Here is a 25,323-nt window from a genome sequence, read left to right as displayed (position 1 = left end):
CTAACTTGTATTCTTCTCAGGTCCTTTGCGTTCTGCAAGGTAGAGATCGCTATGCATTAATAAAAACGGTACCTAGCTATAAAAGTTGCTTTCTCATTTCCATGATTACAAAAAGACAAATGGCTAAGCTGCCAAAAGCAACTTAGCCATTCTAAAAAAACAGAAGTTCGAAAAAAAGTCTTAGAAAAGCATAGTACTTTTCTTACTTTTTGATTCACTTCTTAATTCTTTTACTCAAGCTTAAATTTCACCGGCAGGTTGAACTGTACACGCACCGCGCGACCGCGCTGCTTACCCGGTGTCCATTTAAGGCCTTGTGCATTCATCAGCTGAACAACTCGTAGTGCTTCGTCGCCACACTGGGCGCCAATATCACGTACAACTCGAGCATCTGTTACGCTACCGTCTTTCTCGATAACGAAGGTTACTACAGCAGTTCCTTCCACGCCATTTTCCCGTGCTATTGCAGGGTATTTGATGTTTTTGTAAATGAACTTCAATAGTTCCGTCTGAGCACATGCTTTTTTCTCGTCTTCAGACCCTTTGTCTTCACAACCAGGGAAACGTGGCATTTGCTCAACCACCTTGAAAATTTCCTCCACTGCTGGTGGCGGAGGTGGTGGTGGAGGAGGTGGAGGTGGCGGTGGAGGCCCCTTGTCAATATTCGGAGGAGGAGCTTTGTCATCAACCGTTGTACTGTTGTCCGTCTGAGTATCATCTTCTAGGATGGTATCATCAGGTACTTCCTCAATCACCGGTGGTGGTGGCGGAGGTGGTGGAGGTGGTTCAGCAGTACGGGGAGGCTCTTCCATAATGATGTCGTCCTCCATTTCGAGGGCGCCTTCCGGAATATCGATTTTTTCTTCCAAATTAGACCAACCAAAAGCCATGACCGAAAGGCCAATAGCTACCACTAGTCCTAGGTTGAAAAACGTTCCGCTCATTTTGAAAGCGTCGACCTTCTCGTACTTGGTACGGTTTGCGTAAGGACTTCCGGACGCTGCCAGATTTCCAGTCAATCCTTTCTCCGTCTGCTGACGAAAGTAGGAACGCATCCATATGCCCAAACCGACAAGGGCTACGATCAGTACAACCAGCATCAGCAATAAAGCTGAACTGTTTGCCCAGAAGCCACCATCGAATCCTGCCTGAATATCAAGCAGAAAAACGGGTAATCCCAAACCGCCCTTTGCAAATAATAGCATAGTCATGCGAAAAAGGGTTTATTAATGATAAATAATTTTCAATAGCCATAGTGCTACAAAAGCACCGATAATATTAGCAACAATGTCCCATAATTCAAAATAGCGATCAGGAAAAAAGCTAAATTGTATCAATTCCATTGCTGCTCCGTAACCGCTTGCCAATAAAAAAGACCAGCGATAAACAGTTTTGCTGTTTGTATAGCAAGACTTTATTGAGAAGAATATTCCCATTGCCAAAATACCGTAAACAGCAGCATGTCCAAACTTGTCTGGGGTCATTAACCAATCGATTCGGGGTAATTGTGGCCCCGGCATCGTCGACAAGTAGAAAATAACCACCGCCCAAACAAGCGTAAAAACGATGTAAATTAAAGAACTACGCCGTGCAAGATGCATACCCAAATAATTTTGGTGGGTAGATCAATATTTTTTTCACTTTTTAAGCGCTTATTTATTCCGCTATCAAGGCTGTATAGTCCTCGGCGGAAAGCAGGTTGTCCAACTCAGCCTTATCATTGATCGTAATCTTAACGATCCAGCCTTCCCCGTAAGGGTCACTATTGATCAACGTAGGGTCATCTCCTTCCGAATCGTCAATTTGTTTGTTGAACTCAAGAATTTCACCACCTACCGGCATTAGTAACTCAGAGGTTGTCTTCACTGCCTCTACTGTTCCAAATTCTTCGCCAGCGTCTAGTGTCTCCCCTACGGTCTCAACTTCCACATAGACCAACTCGTCCAATTCTCTTTGTGCAAAATCGGTAATGCCGACATAGGCAACATCACCTTCTACCCGAATCCACTCATGGTCTTCGGTATACAGGAGTTCCTTAGGAATATTCATTGGTAAATATTATGCTTCGTTTTGTTTTTTTAAAAAATCTTTCACCCATTCGGTAGTGAGTGATTTCGGGCGTTCCAGTGGCATACCCAAAGCACGCGACCAACAACCAGCTGCAAGTACCCCCAGTGCACGAGACACCCCGAAAAGTACCGTATAGTAGCTATACTCTGTCAATCCGTAATGAACCAAAATGGCTCCTGAATGAGCATCAACATTAGGCCAAGGGTTTTTCACCTTTCCTAATTCACCCAAAATACCAGGCACCACCTCGAATACCTTCCAGACTACCTGTACAATATCACTGTCTGCCAGATGCTCTTCCGCATAGCGCTTCTGCGCTGTAAAGCGAGGGTCAGGTTGACGCAATACAGCGTGACCATAACCAGGAATAACTTTACCTTCTGAAAGCGTTTTGTTCACATAGTCAGCAATCTGCTCTTTCGTAGGGGTACGTGTCCCTAATTCTTCGAGCATATCGAAAATCCACTTAATTACCTCTTGATTGGCTAATCCGTGAAGCGGACCTGCCAAGGAAGTCATCCCTCCGGCAAAAGACAAATAAGGATCACTAAGCGTAGAACCAACCAAGTGAGCAGTATGAGCTGATGCATTACCGCCCTCATGATCCGCGTGAATCGTAAGATACAAACGCATTAGGCTTTGGAACCCTTTGTCAGGAATCCCCAGCATGTGAGCGTAATTAGCAGCCCAGTCCAATTGTGGATCAGGTTCAATATGCTTGCCATCATGGAAAGAACGGCGATAAATATATGCAGCTATCCGCGGTAGACGGGCAATCATATTAAGTGTATCCTCGTAGACCGGATCCCAGTAATCCGCTTTGGACATGCCTTCGCCATAACGTTTAGCAAATACACTGTCCGTCTGCATCGCCGTGATGGCCAGAATAAACTGGGTCATAGGATGAGTATCTGCTGGCAAGCTATCCAACATCGTAAAAGTATGAGCCGGCACTTGTGCCCGATCACGCAATTGACCAGTCAACCAATCCACCTGCTCGGCAGTAGGTATTTCACCTACCAGCATCAACCAAAAAAGGCCTTCTGGCTTTGGCTCATTGTCTGGCCCAGTTGGCAGTAGTTCTTTTAATTGTGGAATAGAATAACCCCGAAAGCGAATACCTTCGTGAGCATCTAGTTGGGAGGTTTCCCAAATCATCATTTTGATGCCGCGTGCTCCGCCAAAAGCCTGGCTTAGCTTTACTTCATCAATTTTGGTATTACCATGCTCCTTGAGCAGGGCTTTCATTTCTGTGGCAAGGGCTGAGGCCTTTTCGTAAAATCTCTGTTTGAGAGGATCCATTTATAATTCTTAGCGTTTTTTAGTTCCTAATAATAAAAGCAGTTTCCGATTTTATTCGACTACCGCCTCTTCGCAAGTTTACCCGTTTAAGCTATTACGGTTAGCCTCTTTCCAGCAACGCTAACTCAATATCCTCTTTGGACTTCCCATCCTGGCGCATTTGCTGAATGAGGTTAGAAGTTGCCTGACGATAAGTAGCCTGTTCCTGATCGAGGGTAAAGCGCTGTTCTTTATTCAGAATCTGGCGGATAGTACCTTCACTATTCTTACGCACAGATTGCTTTTTCTCCAAATACAAGCGGTAGTTAGATTCGCGCAACACTTCAATTTCCTGCAGGTTACGTTCCCGGCGCTCTTCAACAACATACATCTGAACAATCTGCTCGGCGCTCAAATTATAGCGGGCTGTCTGTTCTTGTACCGCTTGTTCTACTGCGGCTGAGCGTTCTTGAGCACTAACAATTCCTCCCAACAGGAGAAAAAAGAGCAACATCTTAATTTTCATAGTTTATCAAACTTTACTGTACTATACTAATGGTGGCTAAAGTACGACAATTGTAGGGAACAATGTCCAATTGTTCTGCATATTTGCAGTTGATAAGCAATAATTCCGACAATGATCATCATTCAAGATAAAATAGTCAGTGACGAACTGGTAGAAGAACAATTCCTCTGTAACCTTGACGCCTGCAAAGGTGCTTGCTGCTGGGAAGGAGACGCAGGCGCTCCTCTCGAAGAAGAAGAACTTGCCCTGCTCAAAGAGACCTATCCAACCGTCAGCCGGTACCTAAGCCCAGCTGGCCGTGCGGCTATTGCCAGTCAAGGCCTCTACCTCATCGACGACGAAGACGGAGAATATCGTACGCCGTTAATTGACGATGCCCCCTGTGCCTATATGACCCTTGACAATACAGGAAAAGCCCAATGCGGTATCGAACAAGCTTGGCAAGCAGGAGATATTTCTTTTCGTAAACCCATCTCCTGCCATCTCTACCCAATACGGATCACCAAAAATTTATCAACGAACTTTGAAGCCTTAAACTACGATCGTTGGGACATTTGTGCAGCAGCCTGCACCAAAGGCAAAGCTGCTAAATTACCCGTTTATCGCTTTGCGAAAGAAGCGCTCATCCGCAAATATGGTGCTGATTTTTATGACGAACTTGACCAGTACGCCAAACACATTTCTACCGAAAAAGAATAAAAAACTACCGCTTCCTTGCAAATAATGCACATTTTGCCTAGTTTTGCTACCGAACAGCGAAGTTAGCTCCCCCCAAATTCTGCTACTACAGAATAAATTGATCTAATGCTACAGTAGCTTAAAAGACATATTGTTTGCTCTCTTGATGAGAGTTCTAACATAAAGATTCGCGAAATCCCCTTTTGAAGTTGGATTTTTATTAGCAGCCATGGTATATTCTACTATGGCTGTTTTTGTTTTGAGCTCATTGGGTCAGTAAAAAAATGCTTATTTTTCAACTTGTTTTGGTTTTAATACTTTATAATTCAACTTGAAACTTGAGCGAGACGGATCGACAATGGCAACTATTGCGTACCGGAGACCAAAAAGCACTGGCCTATCTTTTCAAACACCATTATCGTGATTTGTACCAGTACGCTTTTACCATGCTTAGCGATCACGCTACTGTTCAGGACCAACTCCAAAAATGCTTCCTTAAACTATGGGAAAAACGAGCAACATTGCCGCTTGCCGTTAAGGTAAAGCCCTACCTTTTTCAAATTTTACGCTTTGGCATTATCGATCATTTAAGGCAGGCTAAAGCCCAGCGCCAAAATTTGCTAACCCTCCAAATCGTCCAATCACGCTCTCTGGATGAGCGGGAACAAGAAAGAAAAACACAAGCAGAGGAAAAATTACAAGCAGCAATACAACAGCTAAGCCCTGTTCAGAAAGAAATTATCTATCTACGTTTTTATAATAAAGTGGCCTATACTGAAATAGCCGAAATCATGGGAATGAAGTACCAATCGGTTCGCAATTCGGCACATCGCGCTCTAAAAAAGTTACGAATCCAACTCTTGCCGAAAAAATAATTATCCCCAGCTGAGTACAAAATAGAAAGCTATCCGTCATTAGGGTATAGTAGGCGCGATGGAAGTTTATAGCACTATGACTCCTCAGCAAGAAATACTTTCCCCCAAAAGGGAACAAATATTATGCTAAAACCGGAAGACTTATTGGTAGATGATCGCTTTGTAGCGTGGAGCATGTCGGAAGGCAAGCTGCATCAGGCCTACTGGGCAGCGTGGCTGGACGAAGCTGACGAACATCAAGAGATTGCGCGTCAAGCACAACTGATGCTCCAAGAGCTAGATTTCCAAGATGTGAAACCCGCAGCAACTGCTGACGCAGCATGGCAGAAACTCCAGCACCAACTTACTCAGGAAAAACCAAAGCGAACATATTTACTGTACCGACATTGGCAAAAAGCTGCTGCTATTTTACTGATAGGCTTAGCCGTCTGGTTTATGTGGCCAAACAGCTCCGATTTTCGTACTGATTTTGCAGAACAGCAACAACTGACCTTGCCAGACGGTACTACGGTAAATCTTCGTGCTAATTCACACCTTTGGTGGGAAGATGAATGGGCTGCCCAAGGCATCCGAGAAGTTCACCTCGAAGGAGAGGCCTATTTCGCCGTAAGCCCCGCCAAGAGCCATGCAGGTATGCCCTTCGTCGTAAAAGCAAATACACTCGGCATAAAAGTAATGGGAACGGAGTTCAATGTTGTAAATCGCTCGAATAGGCGCCAGGTTACCCTCGTTGAAGGAAGTGTCTCTATCGTGGATCAAGGTCAATCATCCCAGGTACTACGCCCAGCGCAGCAATACTATTGGCAGGCCAATGAGCCCTCACAGATTCGAGAAGTTACAACAGCAATTTTCACCGACTGGCGTAATGACCGCTGGCATTTTGATCAAATGCTTCTGTCGGAAATTGCCTTGCGGATTGAAGAACACTACGGCAAAGATGTCATTATAGCAAATGGCGAATTGCAACAACATAGTTTAAGCGGAACAGCACCAGCAAAAAATCTAAAAATGCTGATCAATGCTATTTCCGTGTCATTGGGCATAAGTGCTCAAATAGACGGAGAACGGATTATATTCTCCGCTAAACAACCTCAATAGATCGCATACAGGCTTAGGGTAGGCTATCGCCACAGGAGAGAACAAGCTAAAAAGCGTTTCTCTCCTTCGAGCCCACAGCCTTAAAAGCAACGAAAGCAACAATTGCACAACAGATTAATCACTGTTTTGGGCTTGTGGTGTAATGCCATAAAGGAAGCATTTTATGCCTAAAACCAATATTCTAAATAATTGCCAGCAATGGTAGCTCGAAAAGGTACAAGGCTGCGATGGATATTAATTTGCTTACTGCTATCAGGGCTAGGCAATGCCGACCTTCTTCGTGCTCAGTATGGTAGCCGGACACCACTGCTACTAACCGATGGGCTTGAGCTCTTGGAAGAAAAATACCAATGTGCTTTCCTTTACGAAACACAGCTTGTTCGTGGCCAGTATTTCGATCCTAATTGGCTAACATCCTTCAAGCACCTGGAAGATGTTCTCGATCAATTGAGTGAGGAAACCTCCCTTACATTTACAGAAATAGACGATGGATTCTGGGCTATCCAAGCTCGTCATCCTTATGGTCAAATTCGCGGATACGTATACAATGACCACGGGGAACCACTGACAGGAGCCTCTGTTTTTCACCCTGGCAGTCAACGCGGAGCCTCTACCGACCCAACTGGTCTTTTTGAATTTTGGATTCCTGCTGGACAGGCCCAATTACAAGTCAGCTATATAGGATATCAAACAGTAGACACCTTAATTTGGCTGCCTTTTGGGCAAAAACAACAGCTTAATATCAAGTTAAAGAGTAGTGTTGACCTTACCGAGGTGGTAGTACTCGGAGGAGCACCTCACTCATTGGCCTACCTGTCTCCCAATACAGATGCGGAACAATTGGGACCAGAAGAAATGGGCAATCTCCTGCTTACTGACTTGGGGCAATTACTGCAATACGCGGCCCCTTCCTTTCATTCAACCTACCAAACCCTCAGTGATGGTACAGATCATATTGATCCAGCAACCCTCCGAGGTCTGGGTTCTGACCAATTGGTCGTATTGATTAATGGGCAACGACGGCACAGTTCCGCCCTCGTCAACGTCAACAACACCATCGGTCGGGGCAGCGTAGCTACAGACCTAAACACCATTCCTTTATCGGCCATTGAACGCGTAGAGATATTACCTGATGGCGCCACCGCTCAGTATGGATCTGATGCCATTGCAGGAGTTATCAATGTTGTCCTTAAAGACAGCATTGCTCCCTCATCTGTACATTTTATGAGTGGCATTACCACTGCTGGTGATGGTTTCCAGACAGGGATCAATGGTCATTGGCAAATTCGGCAAACACCACGGGACTTCATCCATCTGAGTTGGCGCGTCGATGCACGGAGTTCTGTCAATCGTTCCGGTAACTACAACGGCAGTATTTTTGGTGACAGCCGTGATCAACATCCGGATTCGGTAGCAGCGTTTTTTTCTCAGACCGGATTTTCAGGGCAACGCGTTATGGAAGTAGGCAGCGCAGCCATTCGCAACTATGGCTTTTTCGTTCGCCATGAACGAGAAATTGGCAACCATGGGCAGTTTTATCAATTTGGCGGCGCCAATTTCCGTACAGGAACTGCTCGGGGATTCTATCGTTTCCCCTACCAGCAGCACAAACAATCTGGCCTGTATCCTTGGGGGTTTTCACCAGAAATCCATCCACGCATCATGGATGCTTCCTGGCTCAGCGGTTGGCGACGACATTTGGGTGTATGGCAGGTGGACATAAATCAAAACGTTGGCCTCAATCAAGTCAACTTCCTAATTAAGAACTCCAACAATGCTTCTCTCGGGCTCAAGTCGCCTACTAGCGCCAGGGCCGGAAGCCTGCTGTATAGCCAGCTGATTACCAAATGTGATGCCAGCCGAACTAGTGCAGACAAGCAATCTGCTTGGCAAGTAGGCATTCAATGGCGTAACGAATTCTTCCACCAAGCCGCCGGTGAAGAGTGGAGTTGGAAAAACTACAATACCGACACAGAAGATCCACAAGAAGGAGGCATCCAGGTTTTTCCTGGTTATCGCCCCGAAAACACAGCCCGTGTCTGGCGTAGCTCTTGGTCGGCCTATCTTCTTTTTCACCAATATATAAATCCACGCTGGCATTATGCATTGGCGTTGCGCGGTGAATCCTGGATTGACAATGGCAGTTTCCTAACGGGAAAAGCAGCCCTCACTTATCGTCTGAATAATGGTCCTAAAATTCGTGCAGCACTAAACACGGGCCTACGCCCTCCTTCATTGGCACAAGCTTACTTCAGTAGTCAAAGTTTACAATTTGTACCACAGGAAGACAAACTAGTAGGTGCAGAGATCGCTCAACTCAACAGTGAACACCCTTTGACGCGTGCACTCGGTGTTGGCCAGTTACGGGCAGAGCGTTCTTACAATTCCTCCTTACAAGTCTCCTGGCCTATTCAAGATCGAGGAACAGTAAGCCTCACTGGGTATCGGGTAGATATTCAAAATCGAATTGTACTGGGCAGTCAGCTCACTGGGCAAAACCACCCAATGTTAGCAGCTATGCTCGATGCCAATGGACTTGATCGGGTACAATTTTTCTCTAATGCTATTGCTACAACGACTTATGGTTTGGATCTGGGCCTGGTTCGCAGCTGGCATTGGGAAACTGGTATTCTAAAAGTACGTCTTGCTGCAAGCTTAAACCGAACCCGCCTGACTAAAATAACACTCCCAGAAGGATTAGCGGGCCTGGAAACAGTCCTTTTTAATCGAGAAGATCGCGCCCGTCTAGAGCACGCCCAACCCGATAGCAAGATCATTACGCAGGCCAATTGGACCGTTAAAAACTGGCAGTTCAGTATACAAAACACCCGCTTCGGTGCGGTCACCTACCACCATCCTAACGACGGGTCGCCAGACAACTGGGTCGTCAATTACGATTCTCAACAACCAGCTAGTCGTGATCAGACTTTTCGTGCCAAATGGATCACTGACCTATCGCTAAGCTGGCAAGCTCGGCAAAACATTAACTGCGGGCTTCACGCCCGGAACATTTTCAACATTTACCCAGATCGGCATCAACACAGTGCAAACACGAACAATGGCGTCTTTCAATACAGCCGCTACGTTCAGCAATTTGGCGTCTGGGGTACACACTGTCTTTTGAGTTGCCAGCTTAGCTGGTGACGTTACTATAATTAGTACAAACTTATTATTCACTAAATCAATTAGTTATGAAACCGTTTTATCTACTTCTCTCACTTATGGCTTTTTCTGTCATAAGTTTTGCCCAACAAGGCACCATCAGCGGCACTATCGTTGATGGAGACGAGCCTTTATATGGTGTTTCGGTCGGACTTGATGGCACTTTAAAAGGTGCAGTAACTGACTTTGATGGCAAATACAGCATTACCGTAGACCCTGGAACTTATAAGGTTGTAGCAAGCTACGTAGGTTATTCTACCCAAACCAAGCAGGTGACTGTTGCAGCAGGAGGAACAGCTACGGCTGATTTCAACCTTGCAGGTGGTGTACTGATCGACGAAGTGGTCGTTACTGGCACCCGGGCATCTAACCGTACCAACCTTGAATCTGCGGTGCCTGTTGATGTGATTAATGTAAGCGAGTTGGCTTCGAAAGCACCACAGGTGAGCATCAATCAACTATTGAGTCAGACGGCGCCTTCTTTTTCTTCTAACACACAGACCATTTCGGATGGTACTGACCACATTGACCCAGCCTCTCTACGTGGCCTGGGGCCAGACCAGGTTTTGGTATTGGTTAATGGCAAAAGACGTCACACAACTTCCCTTGTGAACGTGAATGGTACTTTTGGTCGTGGTAATGTAGGTACTGACTTGAACGCTATTCCCGCTTCAGCCATTGAGAAGATTGAAATTCTTCGTGATGGTGCGGCAGCACAGTATGGAACAGATGCTATTGCGGGTGTTATCAATGTAAAACTACGTGAGGATGTCAACCAATTGGCACTTAGCCTTACTACTGGTGCTAATTTTTCTGATGGTATCGGACCTTTTGGTGGCGAAACCAAAAGTGCGGATGGTGAAGTAGTTAACTTGGGGATGAACTACGGTTTACCTTTAGGCACTGAGGGTGGTTTTATCAACTTCAGTGGTGAATTCAACTATCGGGGAAAGACGAGCAGAATGCAGGAATTCTCTGGCCAAATCTTTAATGCCTACAATGGCATTGAGCGAGTAGCCGCTGCCGATGGCGCTGACATAAGCAACCTAACGCTAGAGCAAATCCAGACCTACGCACAAGACGTAAGTTACCTTGACGGTGGAACCCTGCAGGCACTAAATGATCTCACCGACATCAGTGGTTTAGCAGGTGTCCTCGATTTTGATGCAACCACTCAAGAGTTAGGTGCAAGAAATCAAGAACGTAGTGACTACAATATGCTGGTCGGTCAGTCGGAAGTACGTGGTGGTAATTTCTTTGCGAACATGGAGCTTCCTGTTGGCGACAATGCCGAGCTCTACAGCTTTGCAGGCGTAGGCTACCGCCGGGGTTGTTCTGGCTGCTTCTATCGTCTTCCTTCTCAAAATCGTACTACTACCTCCATCTACGCTGATGGTACTGTGCCCAAGATTAATTCTAATATCATTGATCGTAGTTTTGGTGTAGGTTTGCGGGGAATGGTTGGTGATTGGAATGCTGACTTTAGCACCGTGTATGGCTACAATGAATTTCTTTACAACATAACCGATACTCACAATGCTACGTTAGGGAGTAGTTCTCCAACTGAATTCGATGCTGGTGGTCATAGCTTTTCCCAATCTACCTCTAATTTTGATCTTTCTCAGTATTTTGATGGTGCAGCGGGTAAAGGCATTAATGTTGCTTTTGGAGGAGAATATCGCCTCGAAAACTATAATGTAACTGCTGGTTCTGAACAATCTTACGGCAACTACGATCAAAATGGCAACCTGGTAACTCCAGCTACACCAGACGAGCTATTGGTGCTGGATTATTTTGGTCGTAACCGTCCTTCTGGTGCCCAGTGTTTTGCAGGATTCCTTCCTACCAATGCTGTGGATGCCAATCGTTCTAGTGCGGCGCTGTACCTGGATACAGAATTTGACCTGAGTGAAGCATTCCTTCTTGGTGGTGCAGTACGTTTTGAGAACTACTCTGACTTTGGTTCTACGTTCAATTACAAATTAACAGGACGCTACAAGGTTAGCGACAACTTTGCCATCCGTGCGGGTACCAGCTCTGGCTTCCGTGCACCTTCTTTACACCAGATTCACTTTAGTCGTACTTCTACTATCTTCAACTTGGTGGATGGTGTTTCTGTTCCGCAGGAAGTAGGTATTTTTGCCAACACCTCCCGTGCAGCCAAGTTGCTGGGCATTCCTGAATTGAAGGAAGAGACTTCACAAAGTGTAAGTCTTGGTTTCACCGCCAAGGTTCCTGTAGCCAGCCTTCGTTTTACTATTGATGCTTACCAGGTAGGTATTGATGATCGTGTGATCCTGACAGGGCAGTTTGGCCCTGGTGGTGATGCTGAACTTCAGTCTATCTTCAACCAAGCTGGTGCTACACAGGCTGCTTTCTTTGCCAATGCAATCAACACCACTTCACAGGGTATTGATATTGTCATTGCACATTCTGCTAGCCTTGGTACTGGAGGAAAAACATTGCGAAGTGATCTTGCTGCTACTATCTCGAAGACCACTTGGGATCAGGAAGATGGCATCAATGCATCAGACTTACTAAGAGAAAAAGGATTGGTAGACACTTACTTTGATCAAACCAGCCGTATTTATCTGGAGCAAGCTGTCCCTCGCGTAAAAGTTAGCTTAGGTAATACTTTAACGCTGAACAAATTGACTGTTTACCTGCGTAATACGTACTTCGGAGAAACTACCGAGGCGACCAATGCTAATATCTTTGATGCTGATCTAAATCAGACGGACAAAAGTATTGATCCTTACAATGCAGGCAAAGTCATTACTGATTTATCATTAGGTTATGAAGTTGCGAACAACCTCAACTTTACTGTTGGTGCTAACAACTTGTTGGATGTTTATCCAGACGAGGCTGATCCTAGTTTCCAGTCGGATGGACGCTTTGTGTACTCTCGTCGCTCGCCCCAATTTAGCTTTGGTGGCCGCTTCTTGTTTGCACGGGTAGCCTTTACATTGAAGTAAGGAATACCTAATCGTCTATCAAATCAAAGGTACTTTGGGCAACCAAAACTTTTGAACTTGACAAACCACTAGTCATGGAGGTGTTAAGCATAGCGGTTCTTTCTACCCTGTGTTTAGCGCCTTCGTGGCTAATACTAACAGCTCTAATTCTAAGATTTTTAGTTAATCAGCGTTTCGCGTGCAACACGCATAGGGATACCTATACATTTCTTCTCCATGTAGCTCAAGACTTCTTCAAGGAGGGCACGAGAACTATCGTCCATCTGTTCGATATCCTTACGAAAGATTTCATTAACGGCTTTTACACGCACCGCTTTGATAGCAGAAGGAACTTCACGCATAGCTATTTCCAGTTGCCGCTGTTGTAGATTGAGTGGAAAAGCTTCGATATGGTGTTGCAATCGTTGCTCAGCGGTAGCGAGTTCTTTTTCCCGAAAGGAACGATTCTCATCAGCCAACTGTCGTAGGCCTTCTATTTCGATATAAAGGCTCTCGGGATAAGTTCTGAAAATTTCCGGGTCGGTATTATGAGGAATAGCCAAATCAACAATGACTTTACCATTGGCGTCCTCTCCGTTAAGTAGACTGGTATAAATGACGTTATTAAGGATAGGTTCTTTCGCTCCTGTACAGACGATTAGGCAATCAAAACCTTCCCGGTAATTGATTAATTCTGTCAATGGGAAAGCTTCGCCAGCAAATTTTTTCGCCAGCTTTTCGGCTTTCACCAGACTTCGATTAAATACCACTACATTTTTGAAATCATGCTTAAGCAAAAACTTACTTACCAGGGTATTTGTCTGGCCAGCACCAATAACAACTATTCTTGAGTTTGCACTTAGGTGGGAGCTTAGCATCTTGCGCACAGCTAACGAAGCAATGGAAACCGGCTTTTCTCCGATACGGGTATTGGAGTAAACATCTTTAGATGCAGCGACCATACGCTGAAACAATAACCGCAAATAATCTCCTATATGGCCACGCTTCTTAGCTTGGTCAAAAGCTTCTCTAAGCTGGCCTAATATCTGGCGCTCGCCTACAACTAGCGAATCAATAGAACAGCCTACTTGCTGAAAATGCTCTACTGCTGGCATTCCTTCAAACCCTCGCACACTTTCTTTGATCGCCTTAGTCTCCAAAGATGGGTTTATCGATTGAAAAAAGTGCTCAACAAAATGCTCATCAAGGCTTTTTTCTGTGACAAACAGAAACAATACTCGGTTACACGTAGCTACATAAAAAAGCTCATCCAACTGAAACTGCTGTTTGAGTCCTTGTAACAAACTACCCATTACCTCCTGGTTATCAGCAGGCAATGAAAAATCACCAATACGACTAAGGTTCGTATGGCGATGAGTTACAGTAAGAATTTTGTATTGTAGCAGCATAAAGTAAGGCCTTCAACGACTTGGGCAAAGGTAAAAAAGCAAGCCAGATTCCGTGTCACGCATTTGTAACAAAAAGTGAGGAAATGTAATGATCTTTGCCGTGACCTTAGTGACAAAAATCACCTTCATGGATATTATCTACCTACATGGTTTTAATAGTGACGGAGAAGGCTGGAAGGCTACAGCCCTCCGAAAGCACTTCCCGACGGCCAACGTACATGCGCCAGACCTACCTGCTCATCCCTTGAGAGTACAGGAAGTTATTGAATCCTGTATTGCCAATTGCAACGAACCTCCGCTATTGGTGGGCACCTCTTTAGGAGGGTTTTATGCCTATTATTACAGCGCTCTTCATCAGCTAAAGGCTTTACTTTTCAACCCTTCTTTAAAGCCACACATTACACTTGATGATCGAGGAATTGGTGTTTTTAAAACATGGACACAAGGTCGTGCATATCACTTTAAGCGAGATTATCTGACAATACTGGAAAAAATGAAATCGGAGGCCGATCATCAGCAAAATCAAAAACTGCTTTATTTCTTCTTGGCCAATGATGACGAAGTACTTGATCACCAACAAATACCCGAACAATTTACCCAATCTCACGTACAATGGTTTCCCGGTGCCGGGCATCGATTTAGTAAATTTGAAAAAGTTTTAAAGCTAATGAAAAAGGATTTCTAACCCATATCTCCTACTTTTATTTGCTTTTAGTTATTTTCGCCAGACTAATATTCCAACTATTTCGATAGTCGTATGTTTTTATCAAAATTCTAAACAGTGAACATGGAGCCCACTAGATTATTTGACTTTATCCATTATCAAAAAGAACATTTCCCGCAGGCGAAAGCAATAGGTGGTCGTAAAGCCAGTGGAGAATGGGTCTACTACAGTACGGACGAAGTCATTGAAAAGGCCAATAAGGTAAGCCGTGGCCTAATCGCATTGGGAATACAACCCGGTGATAAAATAGCACTGGTTGTTTATAAAAACAGACCGGAATGGACCATCATGGATATTGGTTTACAACAGATCGGTGCCATCAATGTACCTGTTTATCCTACTATCAGTCCGGTGGAATACGAATACATTTTCAATGACGCTGGGGTCAAACTCTGCTTCGCTGGCGAAGGCGACCTTTACGATAAAGTAGCTTCGGCTAAGCCTAATGTTTCCACCTTGGAAAACATATACACCCTGGATCGGCAAGAAGGGCGCCCTTACTGGGAGGATATTTTCACAGAAGAAGGACAAGAAGAGGTCGAACAGCGTAAAGCTGCCATTCAACCCGAAGAAATGGCCACTATTATCTATACCAGTGGTACTACCGGCAACCCGAAGGGGGTTATGCTTTCGCACAACAATATCGTCAGTAATGTAAAGGCCGTTAAAGCATACTTACCAATCAACACCGGAGAAATTGCACTGAGCTTCCTACCGCTCTGCCATATTTTTGAACGGACGGCCTCCTATTCTTTTGTCTATAACGGGATCAACGTTGTCTTTACCGGCACAGACAATCTGGGTGGCGAAACGGGGGATCTGCAAGCTATCAAACCTCACTTTTTCACCACAGTACCTCGTCTTTTAGAAAAAGTGTACGAAAAAATTTATAACAAAGGGCTAGATCTTACCGGCCTCAAAAAAACACTTTTCTTTTGGGCACTTGGCCTAACCGACACCTACGATTATGACAAACAATTCAGTGGTTTAACGGGGATGCAATGGGGTATTGCAGACAAACTCATCTTCAGCAAATGGCGGGAAGCCCTGGGCGGACGAGTAAAAGGCATTCTCACAGGCGCTGCCCCCTGTCCAGTAAAAATCATGCGAGTATTCTCTGCTGCGGGCATTCCCATACGCGAAGCTTATGGCCTTACAGAAACCTCTCCGGGGCTTACTTTTAATCGCTACGAAGCCGACGGGGCCTATATGGGAACCGTGGGTATGCCTTTCCCTGATGTGGAAATCCGCATTGATACTTCAGGAGACTACCGGGAAGGAGAAGGAGAAATCATGGCCAAAGGCCCTAATATCATGATGGGTTATTACAACAAGCCTGATGAAACCGCAAAAGTCATCGAAGAGGTTGACGGAGAACGCTGGTTCCGGACCGGCGATGTTGGCACTTGGGTGACCAGCGCCAAGGGAAATAAGTTTGTTAAAATCACGGATCGTAAAAAAGAACTTCTCAAAACCTCCGGAGGAAAATACGTGGCCCCTGCCCCGATAGAAAGTCTCTGTAAAGAAGACTTCCTCATCGAACAAATGATGGTCGTTGGTGACAAACGGAAATTTGTCTCGGCGCTTATTGTGCCTTCTCCGGAAGCTTTAGAAAACTATTGCGAAAACAATGGCATCAAATGGACCAACCTTCAGGACGCGGTGAGCAATAGTAAGGTCATAGCCCACTATCAACAGATTATTGACAGTATGAATCCTCGCTTTAGCAAGATCGAACAAATCAAGAAATTCACGCTCCTTCCAACAACATGGGATGCGACCAAGGAAGATGGTTCTACTGCAGAATTAACGCCTACGATGAAGCTAAAAAGGAGAGTTATCCTGGAGAAGTTCGCCAAAGAGATTGAGACGATGTACAATGTGTAAATAAGGATACTTGCCACAAAGCGTAAGGTCTTTTAAAAACAAGGCATTCATTAAAAAATGGGGTCATTGCTGCAAATTGCAACAATGACCCCATTTATATTCCCTGCTCGGAGCAGGTTGTTTTGAGCTAAAAAATTAGTTCAAAAACTTAAAGTTGTAGTTATAAATACTTACCACAAGTACGATAAACAGTAAAAATGTGATAAACATGAATAAGAAGAAATAGCCTTTGCTACCTACGTTTTTTATTTCGTCAGACATGGTCAATCTGTTTAGTGGTTAACTTTATATGCTGCAAAGATGATAAAAAATCTTTTTACAGCCAATACTTAGTTGAGTAACCACTCGTCTGAGGTGATTCTCTGACAATATTAAATGTCCTCTCCTGTCGGAGGCAGAGGCGGAGGTGGAGTTTGATCTGGCAACTCCGTAGAATTTGCATTATCGATAACACCTACCCATTCTTGTGCCTCCGTTTCATCAGCATCGCTTGGGCGTGGCCCAATTAGCTTTTCAAGGTCACTTTTCAATAAAACCTCCTTGTCAAGTAACTCGTGAGCCAGCAGTTCGAGCTTATCGCGATGCTCATGGAGTAAACTTTGGGCACGTTCGTATTGAGAATCTAAGAGTTTACGTACCTCATCATCAATGAGGGTAGCCGTATCATCACTGTAGGGCCTTTGGTAAGCGTCTTTGGACATACCATAGAAACTCACTTGACCAACTTTCGGGTTCATCCCGTAGATGGTCGTCATATCATAGGCCATCTTCGTCACTTTGTCCAAATCATTTTGGGCACCAGTGCTAATTTTCTTGAACACGACTTCCTCCGCTGCACGGCCACCAAAAGTCATACACATCTGGTCCAGCATCTGCTCTGTACGTGTAATGTAACGTTCTTTAGGCAGGTACTGCGCATAACCTAGTGCAGCTACTCCTCGGGGTACAATTGTAACTTTAACCAAAGGCATTGCGTGAGGCAGATACCATCCACAAAGGGCATGGCCAGCTTCGTGATAAGCAATTATTTTTTTCTCGTCTGGTGGAATAAGTTTGTTTTTCTTTTCTAATCCACCAATAACTTTATCCAAAGCGTAATTGAAATCCTCCAACTCAACAGCCACCTTCTCGTGTCGAGCGGCAATCAAGGCTGCTTCGTTACAGACATTGGCAATTTCAGCTCCAGCAAAACCAGGTGTCATTTCAGCCAAGACAGCAGGGTTTATCTCCGGAGCAGTTTTTATGGTCTTGAGGTGTACCTTGAAGATAGCTTCCCGGCCTTTGATATCCGGGCGATCAATACCAATCTGGCGATCAAAGCGACCAGGCCGCAGCAATGCCGTATCAAGAACATCCGGACGGTTGGTTGCCGCCATTAGGATAACTCCTTTGTCGGTACTAAAGCCATCCATTTCCACCAATAGCTGATTCAGGGTGTTCTCCCGTTCATCGTTACCACCTTGCATTCCTCCACGGCCACGGGCACGACCAATCGCATCGATCTCATCAATAAAGACGATACACGGTGCTTTTTCGCGGGCTTGCTTGAACAAGTCACGTACACGGGAAGCACCAACACCGACAAACATTTCTACGAAATCCGATCCGGAAATCGAAAAGAAAGGCACGGCTGCTTCTCCAGCTACAGCTTTCGCCAAAAGGGTTTTACCTGTTCCCGGAGGGCCTACCAGTAATACGCCTTTGGGGATTTTACCTCCCAAGACGGTATATTTTTTCGGGTTCTTTAGGAAATCAACAATTTCCATCACCTCTTCTTTCGCCTCATCAAGGCCGGCAACATCTGCAAAAGTGATATTGACCTTGCTATTCTGATCGAACAGAGTAGCTTTTGATTTTCCGATATTGAAAATCTGAGAGCCCGGTCCTGCACCACCACCGCCCACGCGGCGCATGATGAAAATCCAGATCGCAACAATCACTACAATCGGCAATAACCAGCTAAGAATATTCCCAATGTAATCCTGGCGAGTTTCAAAGGTAGGGCGTATCCAATCTTCGCGCGGAATGCCCTCGGCCTCTTGAATTTCTTTTAAATCATCGCTGAATTGATCCGTAGATCCAATGACCATACGGTAGTGAAAGCGATCGCGGCTAAAGCTACCTTGTGCAGCATCTTTATAGCGCTCCTCGGTAAGTTTACTTTCCTTAAGATAAATCTGAGCCTGCTTGAGGTTGGTTACCACAATGATATCCTCTATAGCATTGTCTGCTATCATTTCCTCCAACCGATCATATTGGATAGGCTCACGGCTGCCTTCCGACATCGTGTAAAAATTCAACCCCAGCAGAAATACCGCAATTATTGCGTAAATCCAATAAGAGCTAAACTTCGGCCCACCTTCATTTGGATTGCCTTTATTTTCGTTTTCCATTCTTGGCAAATAGTTTTCTTTGATTTCCTACTCCTTAACTTTAACGCGTAAGTAGGAAAATCGTTAACGTCAATCGACAAAAAGAGCTGTATACCCGTCACAGGGGCTTTTTGGGAAGACTTTAAAGTGTTTCGTACTCCGTAAACTGCGCATCACCCCACAAGTCTTCTAACTCATAGAATGCGCGAGTCTCTCGATAAAAGACGTGTATCACCGTATTAAAATAATCCAGGCAAACCCAATTACTGGCTCCTACCCCTTCTACGTTAGAAGGAAAAGTCCCCAACTCTTCTTTGAGTCGCATGGATACATTATCCGCAATAGCTTTTACTTGAGTATTGGAATCTCCTTCGCAAATGATAAAGAAATCAGTAGGAGCATCCTCTATACGACGTAAATCCAACTTGACGATATGCTTACCTTTGATATCCTGGATCGCGTCAATGACTATATCATTTAGTTCCTCTTGGGTCCAGCTAATTTGCTGGTTTAATCGAACGGCTTGACTCAAATTATTGAATAGTTTATTTATTATCGTAACGGTACATTACTTTTACAACAATAAAGCTAGCAAAAAAAATCCCTTTAGTTGAAATTCAACACCCTTTTCGTCGGAAATGTTGTCCACCACTTTACGGAGGTTCATTCAACCAATGCTCTTGCATTAGAAGAAGTAGCAAAAACCACACCAAGTGAAGGAACTGTCATATCAGCGGACTATCAGACTGCCGGCAGAGGACAAATTGGCAGTAGCTGGTACGCCAGCCCTGGCAAAAACCTGCTTCTGAGTGTCATTCTCCGGCCCCGTTGGCTGGCTGCGCGACAGCAATTTTCACTCTCTCAGGCGGTAGCACTGGCTGTTGCAGACACCATCAGCCATTTCGCCGGTGCGAAAGCATTTGTTAAATGGCCCAATGATGTTTACCTGGCTGACAAAAAGCTAGCAGGCATCCTTATTCAGAACAGCCTTTCTGGATTATTGCTACAATCCAGCGTCGTGGGTATAGGGCTGAATATCAACGAAATGAACTTCCCTGACGCGCTTCCAAGACCAGGCTCCTTACAGGAATACCTTGGCAAAAAGGTAGTTAGGGAAGAAGTTCAACACCTTCTCTTTCAACGATTGGAAGCACGTTATCTACAGCTCAAAAGCAATCCGGCAATCATCCGTGCTGACTACCTTCAAAACCTATATCGCTACCAAGAATGGCATCCATTCCAAGAGGTTGATTCTGGACGAATTTTCACAGGACAAATCATTGGTGTACAAGAAACCGGTAAATTGGCGATCCAAATGCCGGAAACGCATGTTCAGTACTTTGATCTCAAAGAAGTCGCATTCTTATAAACTACCCTTTATGCCTAAAATTACCATTCTCACTATTGGTGATGAGCTTTTGATTGGTCAGGTTATCGACACGAACTCCGCCTTCATGGCCCGCGAGCTCAACTTGCATGGTATGGAAGTCTTCCGCAAGTTAACCATTGCGGATACGCTTCCTGAAATCATCGACAATCTTAAACAAGCGCTAGATCACAGTGATATTGTGTTGATGACAGGAGGCCTAGGGCCCACCAAAGACGATGTAACAAAAAAGGCTTTAGCGACCTACTTCGGCGTAGAGATGGCCTTTAGTGAAGTTACCTGGGAGCGGATCGAATACTTTTTTCAACGATTAGGCCGCAGCACTACACCAGCTCATCGTGAGCAGTGCTACATGCCAGAAAATGCGCTGCTACTCACCAATAAAATGGGCACTGCCCCCGGTATGTGGATGGAGCAAGACGACAAGATCGTTGTCTCTATGCCTGGTGTTCCCTTCGAGATGGAATACCTGCTTACCCATGAGGTTATCCCTCGTTTGCGTAAGCGACACAAAATTAGGCCTATTGCCCATCGTACCATCCTGACGATAGGCGAAGGAGAATCCCGCCTGGCTGCCCAAATCGAAGACCTGGAAGATCAACTACCTTCTCACCTCAGCCTGGCATACCTACCCAGTTTAGGGCAAGTAAGACTACGCCTTACAGGGCGCGCAGACGATGCCGAGCAACTACAAATCGATTTGCAAACTTATGGCGATGCTTTTCTCGAGCGTCTTCAGGGTTTTGTATTCGGTGAAGACACCACTACCATTGAGGCAGAAGTAGGTCGTTTGCTTTTGGAAAAAGGTCTCACGATGGCCACAGCAGAAAGTTGTACAGGCGGCTATGTGGCCCATCGTATCACCTCTATCTCCGGTGCCTCGGCTTATTTCCAAGGGAGTATCGTCGCCTATGATAATAAGGTAAAAGAAAACCTCTTGGGCGTGAGTCCTACAACTCTCAATGATCACGGCGCGGTAAGTGAACAAACTGTCATAGAAATGGTAGCAGGTGCTTTAAAAGCGTTGAATGTAGACGTAGCGCTTGCGATTTCCGGGATTGCTGGCCCAGGTGGGGGCACCCCCGACAAGCCGGTTGGCACCATTTGGCTCGCTGTAGGGAATCATGAAAAAACAGAGACTTTCTTGTTGCATGGCACCAAAGACAGGGAAAAGAACATTCAGTATGCGAGCAGTAGGGCGCTAGGCTTGTTGTGGAACTTCTTGCGGGAGGGTTAAATGCCTTAGTATTGCGCAGAAAATAAACCGCGATTTTTCTTAAGTGCCCTTTGACGATTCAAAAACTCATTCACCGTACGCCTCTAAAATTTGCTCACGCAACCCCTCCTTCTCTGCTTCAGAGATAAAAGCATGCCGTATTGCTTCCAGGTTACACTGTAGGAAATGTGCTTTTTCCCAGCCAAAAATCTGCGTCAACTGCTTATATTCGTGGGCCAAATCAACATCAACCAATGCACGGCCATCGGTATTGATGCTCAGCGATATCCCTTGGCGATAAAGTTGGTCGACAGGATGGTCTTTTAGCGAATCAACTACACTGGTGACCACATTGCTGCTCGGACAAACTTCGAGATGAATATCCTGGGTAAGTAATGCTTGTACGACCTCCTTATCCTCTACACTACGTACGCCGTGCCCAATGCGCTGAGGGCGTAATACTTGTAAGGTTTCACTTACACTCTCTGCGCCACAGGCTTCACCAGCGTGAGCAGTACAAGGGATATTATTTTCTTTAGCATAAGCAAAAGCCTCCCGATGAGCGTCGATGGGATAACCCGCTTCGTCGGCAGCAAGATCGAAGCCAACTACACCTTGATTGCGAAAAGCTTCTGCTAACTTAACGGTGGCCATGCTTTCCTCTTCCGAATAATGACGTAGCGTACAGACTATCAGGTTAGCTTTTATTCGATGGTTTTGATTAGCCTTCGCCAGCGCTTCACAGACCGTTGCTACTACTACTTCCGGGCTTAACCCCTGTTCCAGGTGTTGTAAAGGGGCAAATCTTATTTCGGCATAAATCACTTGATCATCAACCAACTGCATCACTAAATCGTTGGTCACCAAGATCAAGCTTTCTTTCGTTTGCATCAGCTTAATGGCACTGATGGCCAACTCTATGTAGGCTTTCAAGTCGGTGCATTTGCCACCACTTGTAAACTGTTTTTTGTAGGTGGCAACATCTATTCCGGGAAGTAACCGCTTTACGACCTCAAAGCTGAGTGAACAGTCCAGGTGTACATGAAGCTCAACCTTGGGTAATGCAACGGCCTTCGTCATAACATATTATAAAAAATTGTGTTGGCATCCTTTTTGGTATACAAGAGATGAACAAACATTAAAAGGATGTTGATATGAAAGAAAACCAACTTCTGGGGGACCTCCGTTTCTGGCTTGTCCTCGGCTGCCTGCTGGGCTTGATTAGCATTATGCTGAGATGACCAAGCGAAGGTGTAAGAGTTGGGTAAGTGTAAAGGTGTAAGGGTTATTAACCTTTACACGCTTACACCCGTCCAACTTTTACACTATTACAAGCTTCTATTCGCGTCAAACGCCTCCAGGTAGTCTCCTACTCTGCGGATGAAGGAGCCACCTAACATCCCGTCTACTACACGGTGATCGTAAGACATAGACAAGAACATCATGTGCCGCACGGCGATGAGGTCGCCAAATTCTGTCTCTACTACCGCCGGGCGCTTACGGATAGCACCTACGGCCATAATCGCGGCCTGAGGCTGATTGATGATAGGCGTACCCATAACGTTGCCGAAAGTACCTACATTGGTCACTGTGAAAGTACCGTCCTGAATGTCTTCTGGTTTCAGCTTATTACCCCGTGCTCGGTTAGCGAGGTCATTTACCGCTTTGGTGAGTCCGATAAGGCTAAGGTGATCCGCATTTTTTATAACAGGTACAATGAGATTGCCCGTAGGCAGCGCCGCAGCCATACCAATATTGATATTCTTTTTGCGGATAATATTCTTTCCATCTACCGAAACATTGATCATCGGGAAATCATGAATTGCCCGTACGATTGCTTCGATGAAAAGTGGCGTAAAGGTGATTTTCTCTCCGAATTTCTGCTGGAAAGCGTGCTTGTTCTTCTCCCTCCAATTGACGATATTGGTTACATCTGCCTCTACGAAAGAGGTTACGTGCGGAGAGGTATGCTTGGAGCTCACCATGTGATCAGCGATCAGACGGCGCATCCGATCCATTTCAATGATCTCTACATTACCACTTCCAGAGGCATCCACCATAGGGCTAGCAATCGGTTGATCAATAGCAGGTGAAGTGGACTTGGCAGTAGCAGGCTGAGGAGTAGCAACAGCTGCCGGAGCAGAAGAGCGGTTCTCCAAATAAGCCAGCATATCTTTTTTTGTTACCCGTCCTTCTTTGCCGGTACCGGGTAAGACATCTAGTTCTGCTTGTGAAACACCTTCTTCTTTGGCAATATTACGCACCAACGGACTGTAAAATCGATCTCCAGAACTAACGCTCACTGTAGCAGTAGCGGGTTGAGGAGTGGAATCAGGTGCGGGGGCGGCTACCTTAGTACTTGCACCATTAGATGATGCAGGAGTACTAGCAGGAGCAGCTTCTGCAACACTAGGACTGGCTTGCGGTGTAGCGTTCTCGCCTTCTGTTGCAATGATCGCAATGACTTTACCGATCTCTACAACATCATCTACCTGAAACATGATCTTACTGATCGTACCGGCAACCGGACTAGGAACCTCAGAGTCTACTTTATCCGTAGCAATCTCCAGGATCGTCTCGTCCATCTCTACCTGATCGCCTTCTTTCTTGACCCAATTGAGGATGGTAGCTTCCATGATGCTCTCCCCCATTTTGGGCATTATCAATTCTACCTGCGCCATAAAACGGTTACTTTGAATTTGGTTACTTGGTTAGTTGAGCCACATAAGGCCCAGCTATTAAACAGTGGTTATAAACTTCAGGTTTTCAGAAGCCTGAAATTTGGGCACCACAAAAGTAAGACTTTTCTTGTTTCAACGATAATAATTAGGCAACGCATTAATAATCCACCTTTTTATAAAACTTTGTTTTGCAAACGACAAAAAAGCCTAAAATAATACGGCAATACCTACATTTCCCCAGTAATTGTAGCCATGTTATACTATAGCAAGGTTACTGTGATACTTCTGTGATAGCTATACGCTTATTTCGCAGCAAGAAAGAATTGGTTCTGAAAGCTTTTTCAGGCATTATTCTTTTTCTACACCTGATCTAAATATTTCTTGGGCGTACAAAGAGCCTGCAAATACTTACTTCCGTCAAGTATTTGTTAGCCTGACCTATGCTCCGTTTTGTGTAAAACCAAACCTATAATTTCACCAAACCTAAAAATGATGTTTTCAAGACTACTATTCATGGGGTTCGCCTTACTCCTTTCTTGGAGTGTCCAGGCCCAATTTCCGTGTTTTCCAGGACAAATCAGCGTAGCCCCTGGCTACGAGGCTTCTTTTTGTGATGATGGCAGCGAGCCCATCCTCATTCGTTTCAAAGGTAAACCAGCAGGTTTACCTCATGCTTTTGTCGTTGTCAATGCTGATGATGTTATCGTTCACATTGATTACGCCAATACAATCGACTTCTCGGGGCTGGGCGATGGACTACGGGTTTACACTTTTAGCCTCATTGGTTCAATCACCGCCGAGGTAGGCGATATACTTAGTCAAACAGAACTAGCTTCTGGCTGCTACTCCCTATCTGCTAACTTTATAGAAATAAACAGTAATGGTGGCCAGGAAGGTGGAATGCTTGCGGGCGGGCCTTTCAACTTCTGTGTAGGTGACGGTGTAGCTGATATGCTAGAACCTGGAGCTATTACCCTTACTGGAAACTCAGGAACAAACTCTG

19 protein-coding genes and 1 pseudogene are annotated in these 25,323 nt (G+C 45.2%); 10 read left to right on the top strand and 10 right to left on the bottom strand.

Translation table 11 applies throughout. From position 1 onward, the window contains the following. Positions 1–230: 230 nt before the first annotated feature. The 5 genes from ACRBG0_RS20530 to ACRBG0_RS20510 form a co-directional block, all read right to left on the bottom strand. Positions 231–1,211 carry an energy transducer TonB gene (locus ACRBG0_RS20530; protein WP_431488721.1) on the bottom strand — a complete coding sequence of 327 codons (981 nt, stop codon included), beginning with the start codon at positions 1,209–1,211 and terminating at the stop codon, positions 231–233. 15 nt (positions 1,212–1,226) lie between these two features. Further along, the gene (locus ACRBG0_RS20525; RefSeq protein ID WP_431488720.1) at positions 1,227–1,601 is read right to left on the bottom strand and encodes a VanZ family protein; all 375 of its coding nucleotides are present in this window, start codon (positions 1,599–1,601) and stop codon (positions 1,227–1,229) included. A 55-nt stretch (positions 1,602–1,656) separates the two neighbouring features. Beyond that, positions 1,657–2,049, bottom strand: a complete 393-nt coding sequence (gene gcvH / locus ACRBG0_RS20520; RefSeq protein ID WP_431488719.1) for a glycine cleavage system protein GcvH — start codon at positions 2,047–2,049, stop codon at positions 1,657–1,659. Between the two features lie 9 nt (positions 2,050–2,058). After that, positions 2,059–3,372, bottom strand: a complete 1,314-nt coding sequence (locus tag ACRBG0_RS20515) for a citrate (Si)-synthase (RefSeq protein ID WP_431488718.1) — start codon at positions 3,370–3,372, stop codon at positions 2,059–2,061. A 100-nt stretch (positions 3,373–3,472) separates the two neighbouring features. Continuing rightward, positions 3,473–3,877: a hypothetical protein gene (locus tag ACRBG0_RS20510; RefSeq protein ID WP_431488717.1), complete on the bottom strand. Its 405-nt coding sequence runs from the start codon at positions 3,875–3,877 to the stop codon at positions 3,473–3,475. A gap of 111 nt (positions 3,878–3,988) precedes the next feature. On the opposite strand from ACRBG0_RS20510, the gene ACRBG0_RS20505 reads away from it, so the two are divergent. The 5 genes from ACRBG0_RS20505 (at position 3,989) to ACRBG0_RS20485 (ending at position 12,665) form a co-directional block, all read left to right on the top strand. Then, positions 3,989–4,576 (top strand): DUF3109 family protein, encoded by a 588-nt coding sequence (locus ACRBG0_RS20505; protein WP_431488716.1) that lies wholly within the window; start codon positions 3,989–3,991, stop codon positions 4,574–4,576. A 317-nt stretch (positions 4,577–4,893) separates the two neighbouring features. Beyond that, a complete protein-coding gene (locus ACRBG0_RS20500; protein WP_431488715.1) occupies positions 4,894–5,430 on the top strand; it encodes an RNA polymerase sigma factor in 537 nt (178 codons plus the stop codon). Positions 5,431–5,553: 123 nt separating this feature from the next. Next, a complete protein-coding gene (locus ACRBG0_RS20495; protein WP_431488714.1) occupies positions 5,554–6,528 on the top strand; it encodes a FecR family protein in 975 nt (324 codons plus the stop codon). A gap of 198 nt (positions 6,529–6,726) precedes the next feature. Beyond that, on the top strand, positions 6,727–9,672 hold the full coding sequence (locus ACRBG0_RS20490) for a TonB-dependent receptor (RefSeq protein ID WP_431488713.1): 2,946 nt from the start codon (positions 6,727–6,729) through the stop codon (positions 9,670–9,672). Between the two features lie 47 nt (positions 9,673–9,719). Then, positions 9,720–12,665, top strand: a complete 2,946-nt coding sequence (locus ACRBG0_RS20485; RefSeq protein ID WP_431488712.1) for a TonB-dependent receptor — start codon at positions 9,720–9,722, stop codon at positions 12,663–12,665. Positions 12,666–12,823: 158 nt separating this feature from the next. Here the strand turns inward: ACRBG0_RS20485 and hemA are convergent, their stop codons facing one another. Beyond that, on the bottom strand, positions 12,824–14,053 hold the full coding sequence (hemA, locus tag ACRBG0_RS20480) for a glutamyl-tRNA reductase (protein ID WP_431488711.1): 1,230 nt from the start codon (positions 14,051–14,053) through the stop codon (positions 12,824–12,826). A 127-nt stretch (positions 14,054–14,180) separates the two neighbouring features. On the opposite strand from hemA, the gene ACRBG0_RS20475 reads away from it, so the two are divergent. Next, positions 14,181–14,738 carry a YqiA/YcfP family alpha/beta fold hydrolase gene (locus ACRBG0_RS20475; RefSeq protein ID WP_431488710.1) on the top strand — a complete coding sequence of 186 codons (558 nt, stop codon included), beginning with the start codon at positions 14,181–14,183 and terminating at the stop codon, positions 14,736–14,738. A gap of 102 nt (positions 14,739–14,840) precedes the next feature. Further along, a complete protein-coding gene (locus tag ACRBG0_RS20470; protein WP_431488709.1) occupies positions 14,841–16,664 on the top strand; it encodes an AMP-dependent synthetase/ligase in 1,824 nt (607 codons plus the stop codon). A gap of 371 nt (positions 16,665–17,035) precedes the next feature. Here ACRBG0_RS20470 and ftsH read toward each other — a convergent pair whose 3' ends face one another. Both ftsH and rsfS read right to left on the bottom strand, forming a co-directional pair. Further along, on the bottom strand, positions 17,036–19,057 hold the full coding sequence (ftsH, locus tag ACRBG0_RS20465; RefSeq protein ID WP_431488708.1) for an ATP-dependent zinc metalloprotease FtsH: 2,022 nt from the start codon (positions 19,055–19,057) through the stop codon (positions 17,036–17,038). A 121-nt stretch (positions 19,058–19,178) separates the two neighbouring features. Continuing rightward, positions 19,179–19,568, bottom strand: a complete 390-nt coding sequence (rsfS, locus tag ACRBG0_RS20460; protein WP_431488707.1) for a ribosome silencing factor — start codon at positions 19,566–19,568, stop codon at positions 19,179–19,181. A gap of 78 nt (positions 19,569–19,646) precedes the next feature. Between rsfS and ACRBG0_RS20455 the strand changes: the two genes are divergently transcribed. Both ACRBG0_RS20455 and ACRBG0_RS20450 read left to right on the top strand, forming a co-directional pair. Beyond that, the gene (locus tag ACRBG0_RS20455) at positions 19,647–20,405 is read left to right on the top strand and encodes a biotin--[acetyl-CoA-carboxylase] ligase (protein ID WP_431488706.1); all 759 of its coding nucleotides are present in this window, start codon (positions 19,647–19,649) and stop codon (positions 20,403–20,405) included. Between the two features lie 10 nt (positions 20,406–20,415). Further along, positions 20,416–21,660 (top strand): CinA family nicotinamide mononucleotide deamidase-related protein, encoded by a 1,245-nt coding sequence (locus ACRBG0_RS20450; RefSeq protein WP_431488705.1) that lies wholly within the window; start codon positions 20,416–20,418, stop codon positions 21,658–21,660. Positions 21,661–21,726: 66 nt separating this feature from the next. Here the strand turns inward: ACRBG0_RS20450 and add are convergent, their stop codons facing one another. Together add and ACRBG0_RS20440 are read right to left on the bottom strand one after the other, a co-directional pair. Beyond that, the gene (gene add / locus ACRBG0_RS20445; protein ID WP_431488704.1) at positions 21,727–22,719 is read right to left on the bottom strand and encodes an adenosine deaminase; all 993 of its coding nucleotides are present in this window, start codon (positions 22,717–22,719) and stop codon (positions 21,727–21,729) included. 248 nt (positions 22,720–22,967) lie between these two features. Continuing rightward, positions 22,968–24,320, bottom strand: coding sequence for a dihydrolipoamide acetyltransferase family protein (locus ACRBG0_RS20440; protein ID WP_431488703.1), 1,353 nt, complete (start codon positions 24,318–24,320; stop codon positions 22,968–22,970). 513 nt (positions 24,321–24,833) lie between these two features. On the opposite strand from ACRBG0_RS20440, the pseudogene ACRBG0_RS20435 reads away from it, so the two are divergent. Then, a pseudogene (locus tag ACRBG0_RS20435) lies at positions 24,834–25,323 on the top strand (hypothetical protein); the annotation flags it as partial.

This window comes from Lewinella sp., from assembly GCF_050633125.1.
Taxonomy (GTDB): domain Bacteria; phylum Bacteroidota; class Bacteroidia; order Chitinophagales; family Saprospiraceae; genus Lewinella.
The sequence above is the reverse complement of the archived record's forward strand: the minus strand, read 5'-3'. Positions and strand labels throughout refer to the sequence as shown.